This window comes from Novosphingobium sp., assembly GCF_036820275.1.
Taxonomy (GTDB): Bacteria; Pseudomonadota; Alphaproteobacteria; order Sphingomonadales; family Sphingomonadaceae; genus Novosphingobium.
The window spans coordinates 1-15,688 of the sequence record NZ_DAISLT010000037.1 but is presented as its reverse complement, the minus strand read 5'-3'; the positions used below and the strand labels follow the sequence as shown (position 1 = coordinate 15,688).

The 15,688-nt window shown below is 65.0% G+C and carries 16 protein-coding genes; 13 read left to right on the top strand and 3 right to left on the bottom strand.

Annotated elements, in window-relative coordinates; translation table 11 throughout:
* The first annotated feature begins 268 nt into the window (after positions 1-268).
* From rpsM to V7066_RS22240, 6 genes are all read left to right on the top strand, one after another.
* A complete protein-coding gene (gene rpsM / locus V7066_RS22265; RefSeq protein ID WP_147219131.1) occupies positions 269-637 on the top strand; it encodes a 30S ribosomal protein S13 in 369 nt (122 codons plus the stop codon).
* 66 nt (positions 638-703) lie between these two features.
* Positions 704-1,093 (top strand): 30S ribosomal protein S11, encoded by a 390-nt coding sequence (gene rpsK / locus V7066_RS22260; RefSeq protein WP_007011846.1) that lies wholly within the window; start codon positions 704-706, stop codon positions 1,091-1,093.
* Between the two features lie 105 nt (positions 1,094-1,198).
* Complete coding sequence (locus tag V7066_RS22255) at positions 1,199-2,266, top strand: DNA-directed RNA polymerase subunit alpha (RefSeq protein WP_334185177.1); 1,068 nt, start codon at positions 1,199-1,201, stop codon at positions 2,264-2,266.
* A 101-nt stretch (positions 2,267-2,367) separates the two neighbouring features.
* Complete coding sequence (locus tag V7066_RS22250) at positions 2,368-2,787, top strand: diacylglycerol kinase family protein (protein ID WP_334185176.1); 420 nt, start codon at positions 2,368-2,370, stop codon at positions 2,785-2,787.
* 148 nt (positions 2,788-2,935) lie between these two features.
* Entirely contained in the window at positions 2,936-3,358 is a 423-nt protein-coding gene (gene rplQ / locus V7066_RS22245) for a 50S ribosomal protein L17 (RefSeq protein WP_334185175.1), read from the top strand.
* A 165-nt stretch (positions 3,359-3,523) separates the two neighbouring features.
* Entirely contained in the window at positions 3,524-5,647 is a 2,124-nt protein-coding gene (locus tag V7066_RS22240) for a prolyl oligopeptidase family serine peptidase (RefSeq protein ID WP_334185174.1), read from the top strand.
* A gap of 34 nt (positions 5,648-5,681) precedes the next feature.
* On the opposite strand, the gene V7066_RS22235 is transcribed toward V7066_RS22240, so the two are convergent.
* Positions 5,682-6,314 carry a trimeric intracellular cation channel family protein gene (locus tag V7066_RS22235; RefSeq protein WP_334185173.1) on the bottom strand — a complete coding sequence of 211 codons (633 nt, stop codon included), beginning with the start codon at positions 6,312-6,314 and terminating at the stop codon, positions 5,682-5,684.
* Between the two features lie 126 nt (positions 6,315-6,440).
* On the opposite strand from V7066_RS22235, the gene V7066_RS22230 reads away from it, so the two are divergent.
* Positions 6,441-7,763, top strand: a complete 1,323-nt coding sequence (locus tag V7066_RS22230; RefSeq protein ID WP_334185172.1) for a cytochrome P450 — start codon at positions 6,441-6,443, stop codon at positions 7,761-7,763.
* Positions 7,764-7,811: 48 nt separating this feature from the next.
* Positions 7,812-9,950, top strand: a complete 2,139-nt coding sequence (gene ligA / locus V7066_RS22225; protein ID WP_334185171.1) for an NAD-dependent DNA ligase LigA — start codon at positions 7,812-7,814, stop codon at positions 9,948-9,950.
* A 72-nt stretch (positions 9,951-10,022) separates the two neighbouring features.
* Here the strand turns inward: ligA and sciP are convergent, their stop codons facing one another.
* Together sciP and V7066_RS22215 are read right to left on the bottom strand one after the other, a co-directional pair.
* A complete protein-coding gene (gene sciP, locus V7066_RS22220; protein WP_334185170.1) occupies positions 10,023-10,325 on the bottom strand; it encodes a CtrA inhibitor SciP in 303 nt (100 codons plus the stop codon).
* Positions 10,326-10,592: 267 nt separating this feature from the next.
* Positions 10,593-11,495, bottom strand: a complete 903-nt coding sequence (locus V7066_RS22215) for a 50S ribosomal protein L11 methyltransferase (RefSeq protein WP_334185169.1) — start codon at positions 11,493-11,495, stop codon at positions 10,593-10,595.
* 371 nt (positions 11,496-11,866) lie between these two features.
* Here V7066_RS22215 and sdhC point away from each other — a divergent pair, with 371 nt between their 5' ends.
* The 5 genes from sdhC to V7066_RS22190 all read left to right on the top strand — a co-directional run.
* Positions 11,867-12,262 carry a succinate dehydrogenase, cytochrome b556 subunit gene (gene sdhC / locus V7066_RS22210; RefSeq protein ID WP_334185168.1) on the top strand — a complete coding sequence of 132 codons (396 nt, stop codon included), beginning with the start codon at positions 11,867-11,869 and terminating at the stop codon, positions 12,260-12,262.
* Positions 12,263-12,274: 12 nt separating this feature from the next.
* Positions 12,275-12,661 (top strand): succinate dehydrogenase, hydrophobic membrane anchor protein, encoded by a 387-nt coding sequence (gene sdhD, locus V7066_RS22205; protein WP_147219154.1) that lies wholly within the window; start codon positions 12,275-12,277, stop codon positions 12,659-12,661.
* Positions 12,661-14,469 carry a succinate dehydrogenase flavoprotein subunit gene (sdhA, locus tag V7066_RS22200; RefSeq protein ID WP_334185167.1) on the top strand — a complete coding sequence of 603 codons (1,809 nt, stop codon included), beginning with the start codon at positions 12,661-12,663 and terminating at the stop codon, positions 14,467-14,469. Before sdhD ends, sdhA begins: the two co-directional genes overlap by 1 nt.
* A 401-nt stretch (positions 14,470-14,870) precedes the next feature.
* Positions 14,871-15,464, top strand: a complete 594-nt coding sequence (locus tag V7066_RS22195) for an HdeD family acid-resistance protein (protein ID WP_334185166.1) — start codon at positions 14,871-14,873, stop codon at positions 15,462-15,464.
* A 53-nt stretch (positions 15,465-15,517) separates the two neighbouring features.
* The coding region (locus V7066_RS22190) for a BlaI/MecI/CopY family transcriptional regulator (protein WP_334185212.1) at positions 15,518-15,688 on the top strand (171 nt) is incomplete at its 3' end.

The following is a 15,688-nucleotide window of genomic DNA, read 5'->3' as shown; positions in this document are numbered from 1 at the left end:
CTTCGCGGATACGGTACACGGTTTGCGCGCAGTCGCTCTCTCAGGTTCGATGACGGGCTGGGATCGAGCGACCACAACTTGCAAGGATTGACTTGCCTTGCGAATCGTTTTATGCGCGCCCTTCACTCAAAAGGTTTCGGCTGGTCCGGATGGCGTTGGCATCATGTGTGCTGCCTGACGGACTTTTGTCATTTACGCCTGGCGGGTGAATAAGCGTTGAGATAGGGCTCGTCCCTTAGGGCGCTCCCTGTGGAGCATGGAGAATTAAGTGGCTCGTATTGCCGGGGTAAACCTCCCCACCAACAAGCGCGTTATCATCGCGCTCACCTACATCCATGGTATCGGTCGTACCAAGGCTCTCGAAATCGCCGACAAGCTCGGCATCGATCACAGCCGCCGCGTACAGGACCTGTCGGACGCCGAAGTCCTGCAGATCCGCGAAACCATCGACGCCGATCACACGGTTGAAGGTGACCTCCGTCGCGAAACCGCGATGAACATCAAGCGTCTCATGGACCTCGCTTGCTACCGTGGCCTGCGTCACCGCAAGGGTCTGCCGGTTCGTGGCCAGCGCACGCACACCAACGCGCGCACCCGCAAGGGCAAGGCCAAGCCGATCGCCGGTAAGAAGAAGTAAGCCGCGCGGGCCGAGCAATCGGCCCAATCGGTTTCCCTCAGCGATTTTTCGACAGGATATACGGATATGGCACGCGAACCTCAGCGCATTAAGCGCCGCGAGCGCAAGAACATCACGAGCGGCATCGCGCACGTGAATGCAAGCTTCAACAACACCATGGTGACCATCACCGACGCCCAGGGCAACGCGATCTCGTGGTCCTCGGCCGGCATGATGGGCTTCAAGGGTAGCCGCAAGTCGACTCCCTACGCCGCCCAGGTCGCTGCCGACGATGCCGGCAAGAAGGCCGCCGAGCACGGCGTCCGCACTCTCGAAGTCGAAGTCAAGGGTCCGGGTTCGGGCCGTGAGAGCGCCCTGCGCGCCCTCCAGGCTGTCGGCTTCACCATTACCTCGATCCGCGATGTGACGCCGATCCCGCACAACGGCGTGCGTCCTTCCAAGCGTCGCCGCGTCTGATCGAGCTAATCCGGACGGCGAACCGGTCGCTGTCCGGCTTCGGAACGTCCCAGGCCCCTCCACCGGGCCTCGGGGCGTAACCGCCATCACTCCCAGGGGAAGTCCATGACTGTCAACATCAAGAACTGGCAGGAACTCAAGAAGCCGAACAGCCTTGAGATCAAGCCGGGACCCGACCCCAAACTGAAGGCGACGTTCGTTGCCGAACCGCTGGAGCGTGGCTTCGGTCTGACGCTCGGCAATGCGCTGCGCCGCGTGCTGCTCTCCTCGCTTCAGGGCGCCGCGATCACCTCGATCAAGATCGAGAACGTGCTGCACGAATTCTCGTCGCTTGCCGGTGTGCGCGAGGACGTCACGGACATCGTCCTGAACGTCAAGCAGATCGCTCTCAAGATGCAGGGTGAAGGCCCGAAGCGTCTCCAGCTCTCGGCCACGGGTCCGGCGGCTGTGAAGGCCGGCGACATCGCCGTCTCGGGTGACATCGAGGTCATGAACAAGGACCTCGTGATCTGCCACCTCGACGAAGGTGCGACGCTCAACATGGAACTGACCGCCGACACCGGCAAGGGCTACGTCCCCGCCGTGTCGAACCGTCCCGTGGACGCGCCGATCGGTCTTATCCCGGTCGACTCGCTCTACTCGCCGGTCCGCCAGGTCAGCTACAAGGTCGAGAACGCGCGTATCGGCCAGGAACTGGACTTCGACAAGCTGAGCCTCACCGTCGAAACCGACGGCACCGTGGCTCCTGAAGACGCCGTGGCTTATGCCGCGCGCATCCTCCAGGACCAGCTTGCGCTGTTCGTCCACTTCGAGGACATCGCTCCGGTTGGTCAGTCGCCGATGATCGGCATGGCTGCCGGCGGTGCTGCCGCCTCGGAAGAGAGCGACACCAACCAGCTCAACCGCTACCTTCTCAAGAAGGTGGACGAGCTGGAACTGTCGGTCCGTTCGGCCAACTGCCTCAAGAACGACAACATCATCTACATCGGCGATCTGGTCCAGAAGACCGAAGCCGAGATGCTGCGCACGCCGAACTTCGGCCGCAAGTCGCTCAACGAGATCAAGGAAGTCCTTTCGTCGATGGGCCTGCGCCTCGGCATGGACATCCCGGGCTGGCCGCCCGAGAACATCGAAGAGATGGCCAAGAAGCTGGAGCAGGAACTGCTCGGCTGATCGGCGCTCCCGATACCGAATTGAAGAGGGCCTCGCGGGAAACCGCGGGGCCTTTTTCTTTGGGCTGGCGGAAGCTCGCGAAGGCGGTTTAAGCTCCGGGCATGGCCGAACCTTCCGATGTGATCGCCGTTGACGCACTGCCCGTGCAAAGCCGCTTCAGCGTTGCCGCGCGGCTGAGAAGTTTCATCTACGCCTGGCGTGGCCTGCGTCGGCTCGTCTACGGCGAGCACAATGCTCGCTTGCATCTGGCCGCCTCGATCGCAGTGGTGGCGGCGGGCGTATTTCTGAAGGTTTCGGCAAGCGACTGGCGCTGGCTGGTTCTGGCGATGGCGCTCGTCTGGCTGGCCGAGGCGTTCAACACGGCCATCGAAGACCTCTGCGACCGGATCGAACCCGGCTTCGACAAGGCGATCGGTCGTATCAAGGACGTGGCGGCCGGGGCGGTCCTCATCGCGTCGGTAGCGGCCGCAGGGATCGGGCTGCTGACGCTCGGGCCGCCGGTTCTGGCGCTGCTGGGGTGAGGAGAAAGCCTCCAGCCTTGACTCTTCCGCCGTTTTCGTCTTGAGGGCGCGCTTCACACGAAAGTGAATCGGCTCTGGGCGGTGGCCGCACCACATCGCCCGGCAGGCAGTACCTGAAACGGCTGCCTGACAAACAGGAAGACAAGACATGCGTCACAAACATGGCCAGCGCAAGCTTCAGCGCACCTCAGGTCACCGCGCCGCCCTGCTGCGCAACATGGCCGCTGCTCTCATCAAGCACGAGCAGATCCAGACCACGACGCCGAAGGCGAAGGAACTGCGTCCTTACCTCGAAAAGCTGATCACCCTTGCCAAGCATGGTGGTCTCTCGAACCGTCGTCTGGCGCACGCTCGCCTGATGGACGAAGCTCAGGAAAAGAAGCTCTTCGAAGTTCTCGCCGAGCGTTACGCCGGTCGCAGCGGTGGTTACACCCGCATCATCAAGGCCGGCATCCGCGCTTCGGACGCCGCCCCGATCGCGATCATCGAACTCGTCGACCGTGACACTTCGGAAAAGGGCAAGGACTCGGGTCCGGTCCAGACCGAAGAAAACGAATACGCCGAAGCCTGATAGGCTGAAGGCCAGGACCGCTTTCCACAGGGAGGCGGGCCGGACATTGCAAGGGCGGTCGCGAGTGCTAGGCTCGCGGCCGCTTTTGTTTTTTGGTTTCAGGGGAATGGAATGCCTGGGAAGGGTGGGTTCGGCGGGGCCCGAGGTGCGATCGCGCGTGTAACCATGTTGAGTTTGTTTGCAGCCATGCCGGTATCGGCCGAGACGGTGACGACTATGAACTACCCGGAAACCCGCCGCGACGACGTGGCAGAGACTTTGTTCGGGGAGCGCATCGCCGATCCCTACCGCTGGCTGGAAGCCGACGTTCGCCATGACCCCAAGGTCGCTGACTGGGTCGATCGGGAATCCCGCTTCACCGAAACCTATCTCGAAACCCTGCCGCAACGCGCCTGGTTCAAGCAGCGGATGAGTGCGCTGATGGATTTCGAGCGCTTCGGTCTGCCGGTGAAGGCGGGGAAGCGCTATTTCTACACGCGCAACACCGGTCTCCAGAACCAGTCGCAGCTTTTCGTGCGCGAGGCGCTCCACGGAACGCCGCGTCTGTTGCTCGACCCCAATGCCTGGGCCAAGGACGGAGCGACCGCGCTCGATGCCTGGGAGCCTTCGCAGCAGGGGCGCTACCTGCTGTACAGCGTGCAGGATGGCGGCAGCGACTGGCGGGTGCTCCATGTGATGGACGTGGCCACCGGCAAGGTCCTGGAAGACGAGCTGCGCTGGGTGAAGTTCAGCGCGCTGGCCTGGATCGGTGACGAAGGTTTCCTCTATTCGCGCTTCCCGGCGCCGGAGGAAGGCGCGGCTTTCCAGAGCCTCAACTACAACCAGTCGATCTACTTCCACCGCCTCGGCACGCCGCAGAGCGCGGACGAACTGGTCTATGCCACGCCGGACCATCCGGACTACGGCCACTCGGCGGAAGTCACGCAGGACGGGCGGCTTGCCGTCATCACCTCGCATATCGGCACCGATTCCCGCTACGACGTCCGGGTCATCGATCTGTCGAAACGCGGGAAGAACGGTTGGACCGCGCGCACGATCGTCTCGGGCTTCAAGGACGACTGGCGGTTCGTGGAGGGTGCCGGGCAGAAGCTCTGGTTCGTCACGAACGAAAGCGCGCCGCGCTACCGCCTGGTGAGCTTCGATCTGGCGGCGAGCGATCCCGCCCCTAGCGAAGTCGTGCCGCAGCGGGAGGATATCCTGGAGAAGGCCGGAATCGTCGGCCGCCAGCTCGTGCTCAACTACATGCGCGATGCCGCCAGCCATGCCGAGATCGTCGGGCTGGACGGCAAGCCGGGCCGGGCGCTGGCCCTGAACGGCATCGGCACGGCCTCGGGCTTCCGCGGCAAGCCGGGCGATCCTGAGACCTTCTACTCGTTCACCAGCTTCAACCGGCCGGCGTCGATTTTCCGCATGAACCTCGACACCGGCGCGTCCGAGCCTTTCGCCGAGCCGGCGATGGACTTCGACCCGGCCGACGTCGTCGTCGAGCAGCGCTTCTATACCTCGAAGGACGGCACGCGGGTGCCGATGTTCCTGGTGCGCCGCAAGGATGTGGCCAAGGCGGGCAAGCCGGTGCCGACCTTGCTCTACGGCTACGGCGGCTTCGACATTTCGCTCACGCCCGGTTTCTCCGCGAGCCGCATGGCCTGGGTGCAGGCGGGCGGTGCCTTCGCGATGGCGAACTTGCGCGGGGGCGGCGAGTATGGCCGTGCCTGGCACGATGCCGGTCGCCGGGCCAACAAGCAGAACGTCTTCGACGACTTCATCGCCGCGGGCGAATATCTGAAGGCGGAAGGCATCGCGGCCAAGGACGGCCTCGCCATTCAGGGCGGATCGAACGGTGGCCTGCTGGTCGGGGCCGTGCTCAACCAGCGGCCCGATCTCTTCGCGGCGGGCATTCCGCAGGTCGGCGTAATGGACATGTTGCGCTTCGACCGCTTCACGGCGGGCCGCTACTGGGTGGACGACTACGGCTATCCGGACCGCGAGGCGGACTTCAAGGTGCTGCGCGCCTATTCGCCCTACCACAACATCAAGGCGGGCGAGGCCTATCCGGCGATCCTGGTGACAACGGCGGATACCGACGACCGCGTGGTGCCGGGCCACTCGTTCAAGTACGCCGCCGCGCTCCAGGCCGCGCCGCTGGGCGACAAGCCGCACCTGATCCGCATCGAGACGCGCGCCGGGCATGGCTCCGGCAAGCCGACCGACAAGGTGATCGAGGAAAGCGCCGACGTGCTCTCGTTCGTCGCGCAATGGACCGGGCTGCGCGTGCCGGCGTCGAAGTAGGAAGATCGAGGGGCGGGCGCTTGTCGCCTGCCCTTCAGTCCGCTCCTTCGTGGGCGGGCAGGCCGAGCGACCAGTGGATCGCGGCGCCGCGCAGCGCGAAACCGGCACTGGCGGCGATGGCCCAAGTCAAGGTCGGCGCAAATCCCATGGCCAGACCGGCTGCCGCCGTGGCCGCGGTGAGCGCGCCTGCCGTGACATAGAGTTCCGGGCGCATGAGGATCGAAGGCTGTCCCGCCACCACGTCGCGGACGATGCCGCCGACGCAACCGGTAACGACACCCATGACGATCGCCGGAATAGGCGGCACGCCCCAGGCCATGGCCTTGATCGTGCCGAATCCGGAATAGACCGTGAGGCCGATGGCGTCGGCCCATTCCAGCAGTCGCCCTTGCCACCAGCGCACCGGCGTGAACCAGGCGATCACCGCCACGGTCAGGCAGGCGGGCACCACGAAGGGATCGCGCACCCAGAACACCGGGGCGCCGATCAGCAGGTCGCGCAAGGTGCCGCCGCCGACCCCGGTCATGAAGGCGAAGAACGCCACCGTCACGAAAGTCTGCCGCATCTGCGCGGCCGAAAGCGCTCCGGTCAGGGCGAATACGGCAATGCCGAGAATATCGAAGGCGGCCGGCAGGGCAGGGGTCTCGGGCGGGATGATCGTCGGCATACCAGCGTCATAGCCGGGCCTTGGTGAAAGCGGGAGCGAAAGCTTTCCGGAAGGGGTCGCGCGCCAAGTTGACCACCTGTTCAGTTGTGATACAGTGAGGATCATAAAAATAGGGAGAGCAAGTCCTTGGCTCATTCGGCGTCCTATGAAACCGCGGACTGGTACAGCGATGTCGCGCTGGTCGACGATCCGCATGCCTACTTCGACTTCCTGCGGGCGAAAGGACCGGTGGTGCGTCTGCCCTATCGAAACGCGGTGGCCGTGACCGGATATGAGGAAACGGTGCAGGTCATGCTCGACACCGAGCATTTCTCCTCGATCAATGCCGTGACCGGGCCGGTGGCGGATCTGCCGTTCACGCCGGAAGGAGACGATATCGCCGCGCAGCTCGAAGCGCATCGCAGCAAGATCGCTTTTGCCGACCAGATCGTCACCGAGAGCGGCGCGCGGCATGCCGACTTGCGCTCGATCATCGCGCGCCTCTTCACGCCGAGCCGGTTGAAGGAACTCCAGCCCAAGCTGCTGGCGACGGCGGAAGGCCTGATCGACGAGTTCCATGCCGACGGCAAAGTCGACATCGTGCGGCAGTACGGCGGGCCTTACGGGGCGCTGGTGATCTCCGATCTGCTCGGTCTGTCCGAACGCACGCGCGCCAAGTTTCGCGTCCTTCTGGAAGGGGCGATCCCGGTGCCGATGGATGCGAGCGAGGAGGACATGCTCAAGAACCCGCTGGTCGGAGTGGGGAAGGGCCTGTTCGGCCTGATCGCACAGCGGCGGCTTTCCGCGCATCCGTTGATGCGGCCCCTGCGGGCGCTTCTGGCGCATGAGGATATTCTCAACGAACTGGCGCAGGCGAGCTATCCGGACGGCAGCCGGCCTTCGCTGGTCGATCTGACGAGCCTTGCCGCCTTCCTGTTCGGGGCGGGGCAGGACACGACGAACCGGCTGCTCGCCAATGCCTTCCGGATCATCGCGACACGGTCCGATATCCAGCAGGAACTACGCGACGAGCCGGGCCGCATTCCCGCCTTCGTCGAGGAGGTCCTGCGCTTCGACGGTTCGGTCAAGAGCGGCGGGCGGATGTGCCAGAAGACCACGGTGCTGGGCGGGATGGAGATCAAGGCGGGCACCGCGATCCTGCTGTCGCACATGGCCGCCAACCGCGATCCCGCCCGTTTTCCGGAGCCGGACCGCTTCGACATGGACCGGCCGAAGCTCAAGGAGCACCTGGCCTTCGGGCGCGGCGCGCATACCTGCATCGGCGCGCCGCTCGCCCGGCGCGAGGTCGTGACGAGCATCGAGCGCCTGCTGGCGCGCATGGGCAATATTCGCCTTTCGGCGCAGCACGTCGGGCCGGACGGCGGCCTGCACTTCGATTATGAGCCGACGTATATCCTGCGCGCGCTCGCCAGCCTCCATCTGGAATTCGATCCGATCGAGGGGGATTAACCGCGAAGGGGAATTCCCAGCCGCCGCGCTCTGGCCTATTCCAGCGCCATGACCAGTCCCGAGATCAACGAAGCCGAAGCCGCCAACGAATTGATGCGTCTGGCGCGCCAGATCAACCGCGCCAACCGGCTCTATCATGGCGACGATGCGCCGGAGATTTCGGACGCCGAATACGATGCCCTGGTTCGCCGCAATGCCGAACTGGAGGCCGCCTTCCCGAATCTGGTCCGGCCCGACAGCCCGACGAACAAGGTCGGCCATGAAATCGCCGCCTCGCCGCTGTCCAAGGTGACGCACGAGGTTCGCATGATGAGCCTCGACAATGCCTTCACCGATGAGGAAGTCGCCGATTTCGTCGGCCGGGTGCGGCGTTTCCTCTCGCTCCCGGCCGAAGAGCCGGTGCTGGTGACGGCGGAAGACAAGATCGACGGGCTCTCGTGCTCGCTGCGCTACGAGAACGGCAGGCTGGTCCGTGCGGCGACGCGCGGGGACGGTCAGGTCGGCGAGGACGTGACGGCCAACGTCGCCCACATCGCCGATGTCGTGCAGGAACTGAAGGGCGAGGACATCCCCGAGGTCTTCGAGGTGCGCGGCGAAGTCTACATGGAGAAGGGGGCCTTCGTCGCCCTCAACGAGACGCTGATGGCCGAGGCGCGGGCGCTGGCCGAGAGCAAGGGCGAAGCCTTCGACGAGAGCAAGGTCCGCCAGTTCGCAAACCCGCGCAATGCCGCTGCCGGTTCGCTGCGCCAGAAGGACGCGAGCGTCACGGCCAAGCGGCCGCTGCGGTTCTGGGCCCATGGCTGGGGTGCGGCGAGCCGGGTCCCCGGGACCAGCCAGCACGACGTGATCCGCCGGATCGAATCCTGGGGCCTGCCGGTCTCCGCGCAGTTCCGGCTCTGCCAGTCGCTGGAAGAGATGCTGACCGCCTATCGCACCATTCGCGACGGACGCGCGGCTCTGCCTTTCGAGATCGACGGCGTCGTCTACAAGATCGACCGGCTCGACTGGCAGCAGCGCCTAGGCTTCGTGGCCAAGGCCCCGCGCTGGGCGCTGGCGCACAAGTTCCCGGCGGAACGGGCCGAGACCACGCTCGAATCGATCGACATCCAGGTCGGCCGCACCGGCAAGCTCACGCCGGTCGGCCGCCTCAAGCCGGTGCTGGTCGGCGGCGTCACCGTCACCAATGTGACGCTGCACAACCGCGACGAGATCGGCCGCCTCGGCGTTCGCCCCGGCGATACCGTGGTGCTCCAGCGCGCGGGCGACGTGATCCCGCAGATCGTCGACAATCTCACCCGCGAGCAGGAGCGCCCCGCCTTCGACTTCCCCGATCACTGCCCGGAATGCGGCAGCGAGGCGGTCGCGCAGGAGGGTGAAGTCGATGTGCGCTGCACCGGCGGACTGATCTGCCCGGCGCAGCGGACAGAGCGGCTCAAGCACTTCGTCAGCCGCGCCGCGCTCGATATCGAAGGGCTGGGCGAGAAGACCATCGACGAGTTCTTCGCCAAGGGCTGGCTTGAAAGCCCTGCCGATATCTTCCGCCTCCGGCGGCGTCGGGAGGACATTCTCGCGCTCGACGGGTGGAAGGACAAGTCTGTGGACAACCTGTTGGCAGCTGTGGAAAGCAAGCGCAGCCCCGATGCCGCGCGCCTGCTGTTCGGCCTCGGTATCCGCCATGTCGGGGCCGTCACTGCGCGCGATCTGCTCAAGCGGTTCGAGACGCTTTCGGCGCTGCGGGAGATCGCCGAGGCCTCGCACGCCAAGGAAGGCGAAGAAGCCGCGGCGGCGGGGAGCGAGGCCTATTCGGAACTGGTCTCGATCGACGGCATCGGCCCGGCGGTGGTCGAGGCGCTGGGGGACTTCTTCCACGAGGAGCATAACCGCGAAGTCTGGGACGACCTGCTCTCGGAAGTCACGCCGCCCGCCTATGTCGTCGAGACGGTGGACAGCGAAGTCGCGGGCAAGACCGTGGTCTTCACCGGCAAGCTGGAAACGATGAGCCGGGACGAGGCCAAGTCGCAGGCCGAAAGGCTCGGCGCCAAGGCGGCGGGGTCGATCTCGGCCAAGACCGACATCCTGGTGGCAGGGCCGGGGGCGGGCTCGAAGCTGAAGAAAGCCGCCGACCTCGGCATCCGCGTGATCGACGAGGCGGAATGGGCGCGGATCGTGCAGGCGGCGGCCGGATAGACCCGTTCAACAGTGCAAACGCAAAGGGCCGCCGGTGCGATACCGGCGGCCCTTTTTGTCCGGAGCGACCTGTCAGGCGCGGCGCGATTGCCGCTCGTGCAGGTGCCGATAATGTTGAACCCGGGTTGCGCGCAGTCCTGCCATGCCCTCGCGCTCGACGGCGCGTTGCCAGGATGCCAGTTCCTCAAGCGTGAGGTCGTAGCGGTCGCAAGCCTCGGCAATCGTCAGCAGGCCGCCGTTCACCGCTGCCACGACTTCCGCCTTGCGACGAACGACCCAGCGAGAGGTGCCGCGTGGCGGCAGGCTGCTCTTGTCGAGAGCTTCACCCAGGGGTCCTACGACCTGCCGCGGCCGGTCGAGATCAGATTGAAGCATGTTGGCCTCTTGAGCTGTTGTTACCAGCCCCCCTTGGCCTTAATTCTTGGTGGAAACCCTTAATTCGAAGTTAATTCGAGCGGTTAACGGCTAACCTCGGGATTCTACTTAGTCCTATGAATTAAAAGGATAATGCTTCCCGAAAATTCCTGCTGATACTTATGCGCCGCGTTTATAAGTCTTAACGTGCATAGGCTGCGCCGAATGGAGTAGCGCGCTGCTCGCAGATGCGAAACCGGCCGGTCCCGCATCTGCCGTTTGGTGCGCCTACTTGCGCCGCGCGCGCATCCACAGGATCGACCAGTCGCCGTTCACCAGCCTTGCCGCGAGGCGCAGGCCGGCGCGGCGACAGGCGCGGCGGACGGCCTCTTCCTGGGTTTCCAGCAGGCCCGCCAGGACGAGGCTCCCGCCCGGTGCCAGCGAGCGCGCAAAGTCCGGCGCGAGCGAGACCAGCGGTCCGGCCAGAATGTTCGCCATGATGAGGTCGTAAGGTCCGCGCGCGGCGATCAGCGGGTGGTCCATGCCGTCGGCGACGGTCATGACCAGTTCGCCGCCGCGCGGCCCCATCTTCACGCCGTTGGCGGCGGCATTGTCTTCCACCACGCCGACGCAGACCTGGTCGATGTCGCTGGCGGTCGCCAGCGCGCGCGGCCAGAGTGCCATGGCCGCGAAGGCGAGCAGGCCGGTGCCGGTGCCGATGTCGGCATGGTTGCGGAAGATCAGGCCCTGCGCCTTCATGTGCGTGAGCATGGCGAGGCAGCCCGCCGTCGTCGCATGCTGTCCGGTGCCGAAGGCCTGGCTGGCGGGGATCGCGAAATCGATCACGCCGGGTTCGTCGCTGGCCGGGTGATCCGGGGTGTGCACGTAAAAGCGACCGGCGCGGATCGGTTCGAGGCCCTGCTGGCTCGTCACCAGCCAGTCGGTTTCCGGCAGTTCCTCGACGATGAATTCGGGCACCTCGCCGGGGAATAGCGCAGCGATGGCCTGCCTTTCCGCATCGCCCGGCTCGTCCGCGAACCAGGCTTCGAGTTGCCAGTCGTCCGGCTTGTCCTCGGCGATCTCGCTGCCGGACAGGACGATGCCCTCGTCCCAGTCGAAGGCGTCTTCATGGGCGACGAGTGCGGCCTCGATGGTGGCGCGCGGGGCGAAAGCTGTGATTTTCCAACTCACGAACGGATCTCCTGCGCTGCGAACCCGGCCCTTTGACAGGAAAGCTGCCGGTTCGAAGCGGACTTGGGCATCGGCCGCATGACGGCGGCCGGTATGGAATACGACCGAAAGCCGCGCGATTCGTTGCGGCTTTCGCGGATGCACTGTTTTGCCCGGGCTTTAATTCGCCTGCGCCCGGCTGACCAGTAGGATGCAATCGGCTGATGTCCGGCGGCTGAATGTCCGGTTGACCGATTGCCAGGGGCGCTTGTGTGCGATGCATCTGCGATGTGCTTCGCGGAACTTGCGCCAAGCCGTGATTTGTCTAAGGGGACTTTCGACAGGGGCAGCCTCGAGGCTGCTACATAAGGCAAAAGGGATTCGAAAGAGCCATGGCCAAAGACGGCACCAGGAACCGTCCGCTTTCGCCCCATCTCCAGATCTGGCGTTGGGGCCCTCACATGTTCGTCTCGATTCTGCACCGCGTGACGGGCGATGGCATGGCATTCGCCGGCCTCGGCCTGCTGCTGTGGTGGCTCGGGGCGCTGGCTGGCGGACCCGAAGCTTACGCACTGCTCACCAAGTGCATGACCTCGCCGCTCGGCTATGTCGTGCTCGTGGGCATTTCCTGGGCGTTCTTCACCCACATGATGAGCGGCCTTCGCCACTTCGTGCTGGATGTCGGCGCGGGCTTCGAACTCAAGACGAACAAGACCTGGTCGATCGTCTGCCCGATCCTGGGCGTGCTCGCCACCGTCGCCTTCTGGGCGATCCTGCTGCTTCGCTGAGGAACGGGAAACATGGGTAACGGAACTTCCATCGGCCGCGTGCGCGGCCTCGGCTCGGCAAAGACCGGCGTTCACCACTGGCTGCTCCAGCGCTTCACCGCGATCGGCAACCTCCTTTCGGTCCTGTTCCTGGCCGTCTCGATCCTGCTTCTGCCCGATCTGAGCTACGCCACCGTGGTCGAATGGATCGCCCGCCCGGTTCCGGCCGTGGTGATGATCCTGCTCGTCGTCACGACCTTCTGGCATGCGCGTATCGGCCTCCAGGTTCTGGTCGAGGACTATGTCCACGATCACGCCAACAAGTTCGCCTGCATTGCCGCGCTGAACCTTGCCGCCTGCAGCGGCATCGCCTTCGGCGCCTTCTGCGTCATTCGTCTCGCGCTGGGAGCACATGCATAATGTCCGCGCCTGCCTACAAGATCATCGACCATACCTATGACACCGTCGTCGTCGGCGCCGGTGGCTCGGGTCTGCGCGCCACGATGGGTTCGGCCGAAGCCGGCCTGAAGACCGCGTGCATCACCAAGGTCTTCCCGACCCGCTCGCACACCGTTGCGGCACAGGGCGGCATCGCCGCCTCGCTCTGCAACAACACGCCGGACCACTGGACCTGGCACATGTACGACACCGTCAAGGGGTCGGACTGGCTGGGCGACCAGGACGCCATCGAGTACATGGTGCGCGAAGCCCCGGCCGCAGTCTACGAGCTGGAGCACGCCGGCGTGCCCTTCAGCCGCAATGCCGACGGCACGATCTACCAGCGCCCGTTCGGCGGCCACATGCAGAACATGGGCGAAGGCCCGCCGGTGCAGCGCACTTGCGCCGCGGCGGACCGTACCGGCCACGCCATGCTGCACGCGCTCTACCAGCAGTCGCTGAAGTACGACGCGGACTTCTTCATCGAATACTTCGCCATCGACCTGATCATGGACGGCGGCAAGTGCGTCGGCGTGATCGCGCTCTGCATGGATGACGGTTCGATCCACCGCTTCCGCTCGCAGGCCGTGGTGCTGGCGACCGGCGGCTACGGCCGCAGCTACTTCACCGCCACTTCGGCCCATACCTGCACCGGCGACGGCGGCGGCATGGTCTTGCGCGCCGGCCTGCCCATGCAGGACATGGAATTCGTGCAGTTCCACCCGACCGGCATCTACGGCGCGGGCGTGCTGATCACCGAAGGCGCGCGCGGCGAGGGCGGCTACCTCACCAACTCCGAGGGCGAGCGCTTCATGGAGCGTTACGCGCCTTCCGCGAAGGACCTCGCCTCGCGCGACGTCGTCTCGCGCTCGATGGCGATGGAAATCCGCGAAGGCCGCGGCGTCGGCCCGCACAAGGACCACATCTACCTGCACCTCGATCACATCGATCCCAAGGTGCTGGGCGAGCGTCTGCCGGGCATCACCGAGAGCGGCAAGATCTTCGCGGGCGTGGACCTTACCCGCCAGCCGCTGCCGGTCGTGCCGACCGTGCACTACAACATGGGCGGCATTCCCTGTAACTATCACGGCGAAGTCGTCACCATCTGTCCGGACGGCAATCCGGACACCGTGGTGCCGGGTCTGTTCGCAGTGGGCGAGGCGGCTTGCGTCTCGGTCCACGGCGCCAACCGCCTGGGTTCGAACTCGCTGATCGACCTCGTGGTCTTCGGCCGCGCCACCGGCCACCGCCTCAAGGAAATCGTTCAGGCCGGTGCCAACCAGCCCGAACTTCCCAAGGACTCGGCCGATCTGGCGCTCACCCGTCTCGATCACTTCCGCAATGCCAACGGCGGTTCGTCGACGGCGGAAGTTCGCACCGAGATGCAGCGCACGATGTCGGGCCACGCAGCGGTGTTCCGTACTGACGAACTCATGGTCGAAGGCAAGGAAAAGCTCGCCAAGACCTATGAGCGCATGAACGACATCAAGGTCACCGATCGCGGCCTGATCTGGAACTCGGACCTGGTGGAAACGCTGGAACTGGACAACCTGATCTCGCAGGCTTCGGTCACGCTGCACGGCGCGCAGGCGCGCAAGGAAAGCCGCGGCGCCCACGCGCACGAGGACTTCCCGAACCGCGACGATGCGAACTGGATGAAGCACACCGTGGGCTGGTTCAACGGTTGGGGCGGCAAGGGCGGCGAAATCCGTCTCGATTACCGCCCGGTCCACGAATACACGCTCACCGACGACGTGCAGTACATCAAGCCGAAGGCGCGCGTGTACTGATCCGCTTCGCTGGATAGAGTTCGAAAAGGCGGCGTACCGGAAGGTGCGCCGCCTTTTTTATTGCGGTCTTTCAGATTTCCGCTGTTCCGTGCCGCTGATCAGACGGGGGCGGGGGCCGCTTTCCAGATAGAGTAGAAAAGCGGAAGTCCTGGGGGATGATCCCCCAGACCCTCGGAATTGGCGACGTTGCGCGCCGCCTATCCGTGGTGCGCTCCCTGCGGCGCAGCCATTATGTCTCCCGACGCCGCCATGGGTGCGGAACGGATAGTGCAGGGCGTGACATCGACAGTAACGGGGTGCAGGGGCGATGGCCCCTGCTGTTGGATGCACTTTCCTTCGCAACCTGATGGCATTTCGTGCATTTTTCAGCACGGACATCTGGCCGCGCAGGAGGCAGGCGCATGAATCCCACGAATATGGACCCGATACTCGAACCCCGCGTCGAGAACGACCCGCTGGTGCAATCGCTGGCGCAGGCTTCCGGCAAGGCCTGGGGCTGGGTTCTGGCTTACGGCATCCTGCTCCTGCTGATCGCGCTGGTGGTGATTGCCAATCCACTGGTCGCCGGTGTCGCGACCGGGCTGCTGATCGGCGTCGTCCTGGTGATCTACGGCATCGCCGCCATCGCCGCAGGGTGGACCTCGCTGTCGCAGCGGGCGCGCTGGGTGGAAGTGCTGCTGGGCCTGCTCGCGCTCGTCGCCGGGATATTCGCGATCCTCAATCCGGTGGCCGGAGCGCTCTCGTTGGTCTGGGCGATCGGCGCCTGGTTGACCGTATCGGGCGGCTTCCAGATCGCCTTCGCGCTAAAGGCGCGCCACGATCGCGGCTGGCGGCTGTTCCTCGGTGTGCTGGACGTCGTGCTCGGCCTGATCCTGTTGTTCTCCAACCCCGCGACGGGCCTTGCCTTCCTGGCCGTCATCATCATGATCAGCCTGGTGGTGCGCGGCGTTTTCCTGATCCTGCTGGCCAATACCCTGCGTAAGCTGAGTCAGTAATCTATTCATCTGGCGTTCATGTTTACAAACGTAGTCGATTACGTGTGTAAACGATGGAGGCCATGGTGTCTGAGTCTGCCCCACTCCAATCCGGCGATCAGCCCGAGCGTATCTCGGATGCCGAACATGCGGTGATGGAGGTGCTCTGGCAGCGCAGCCCGCTGACCGCCGCCGAAGTCTGCGAACAGGTCTGCGAGCCGCGCGGCTGGAGCCTTGCCACCGTC

What these genes read in the sequence shown, in the direction of transcription:
- rpsK (WP_007011846.1), top strand. Translation starts at nt 704, where the DNA reads ATGGCACGCGAACCTCAGCGCATTAAGCGCCGCGAGCGCAAGAACATC.
- V7066_RS22255 (WP_334185177.1), top strand. Translation starts at nt 1,199, where the DNA reads ATGACTGTCAACATCAAGAACTGGCAGGAACTCAAGAAGCCGAACAGC.
- V7066_RS22250 (WP_334185176.1), top strand. Translation starts at nt 2,368, where the DNA reads ATGGCCGAACCTTCCGATGTGATCGCCGTTGACGCACTGCCCGTGCAA.
- rplQ (WP_334185175.1), top strand. Translation starts at nt 2,936, where the DNA reads ATGCGTCACAAACATGGCCAGCGCAAGCTTCAGCGCACCTCAGGTCAC.
- V7066_RS22240 (WP_334185174.1), top strand. Translation starts at nt 3,524, where the DNA reads ATGTTGAGTTTGTTTGCAGCCATGCCGGTATCGGCCGAGACGGTGACG.
- V7066_RS22235 (WP_334185173.1), bottom strand. Translation starts at nt 6,314, where the DNA reads ATGCCGACGATCATCCCGCCCGAGACCCCTGCCCTGCCGGCCGCCTTC.
- ligA (WP_334185171.1), top strand. Translation starts at nt 7,812, where the DNA reads ATGACCAGTCCCGAGATCAACGAAGCCGAAGCCGCCAACGAATTGATG.
- sciP (WP_334185170.1), bottom strand. Translation starts at nt 10,325, where the DNA reads ATGCTTCAATCTGATCTCGACCGGCCGCGGCAGGTCGTAGGACCCCTG.
- sdhC (WP_334185168.1), top strand. Translation starts at nt 11,867, where the DNA reads ATGGCCAAAGACGGCACCAGGAACCGTCCGCTTTCGCCCCATCTCCAG.
- sdhD (WP_147219154.1), top strand. Translation starts at nt 12,275, where the DNA reads ATGGGTAACGGAACTTCCATCGGCCGCGTGCGCGGCCTCGGCTCGGCA.
- sdhA (WP_334185167.1), top strand. Translation starts at nt 12,661, where the DNA reads ATGTCCGCGCCTGCCTACAAGATCATCGACCATACCTATGACACCGTC.
- V7066_RS22195 (WP_334185166.1), top strand. Translation starts at nt 14,871, where the DNA reads ATGAATCCCACGAATATGGACCCGATACTCGAACCCCGCGTCGAGAAC.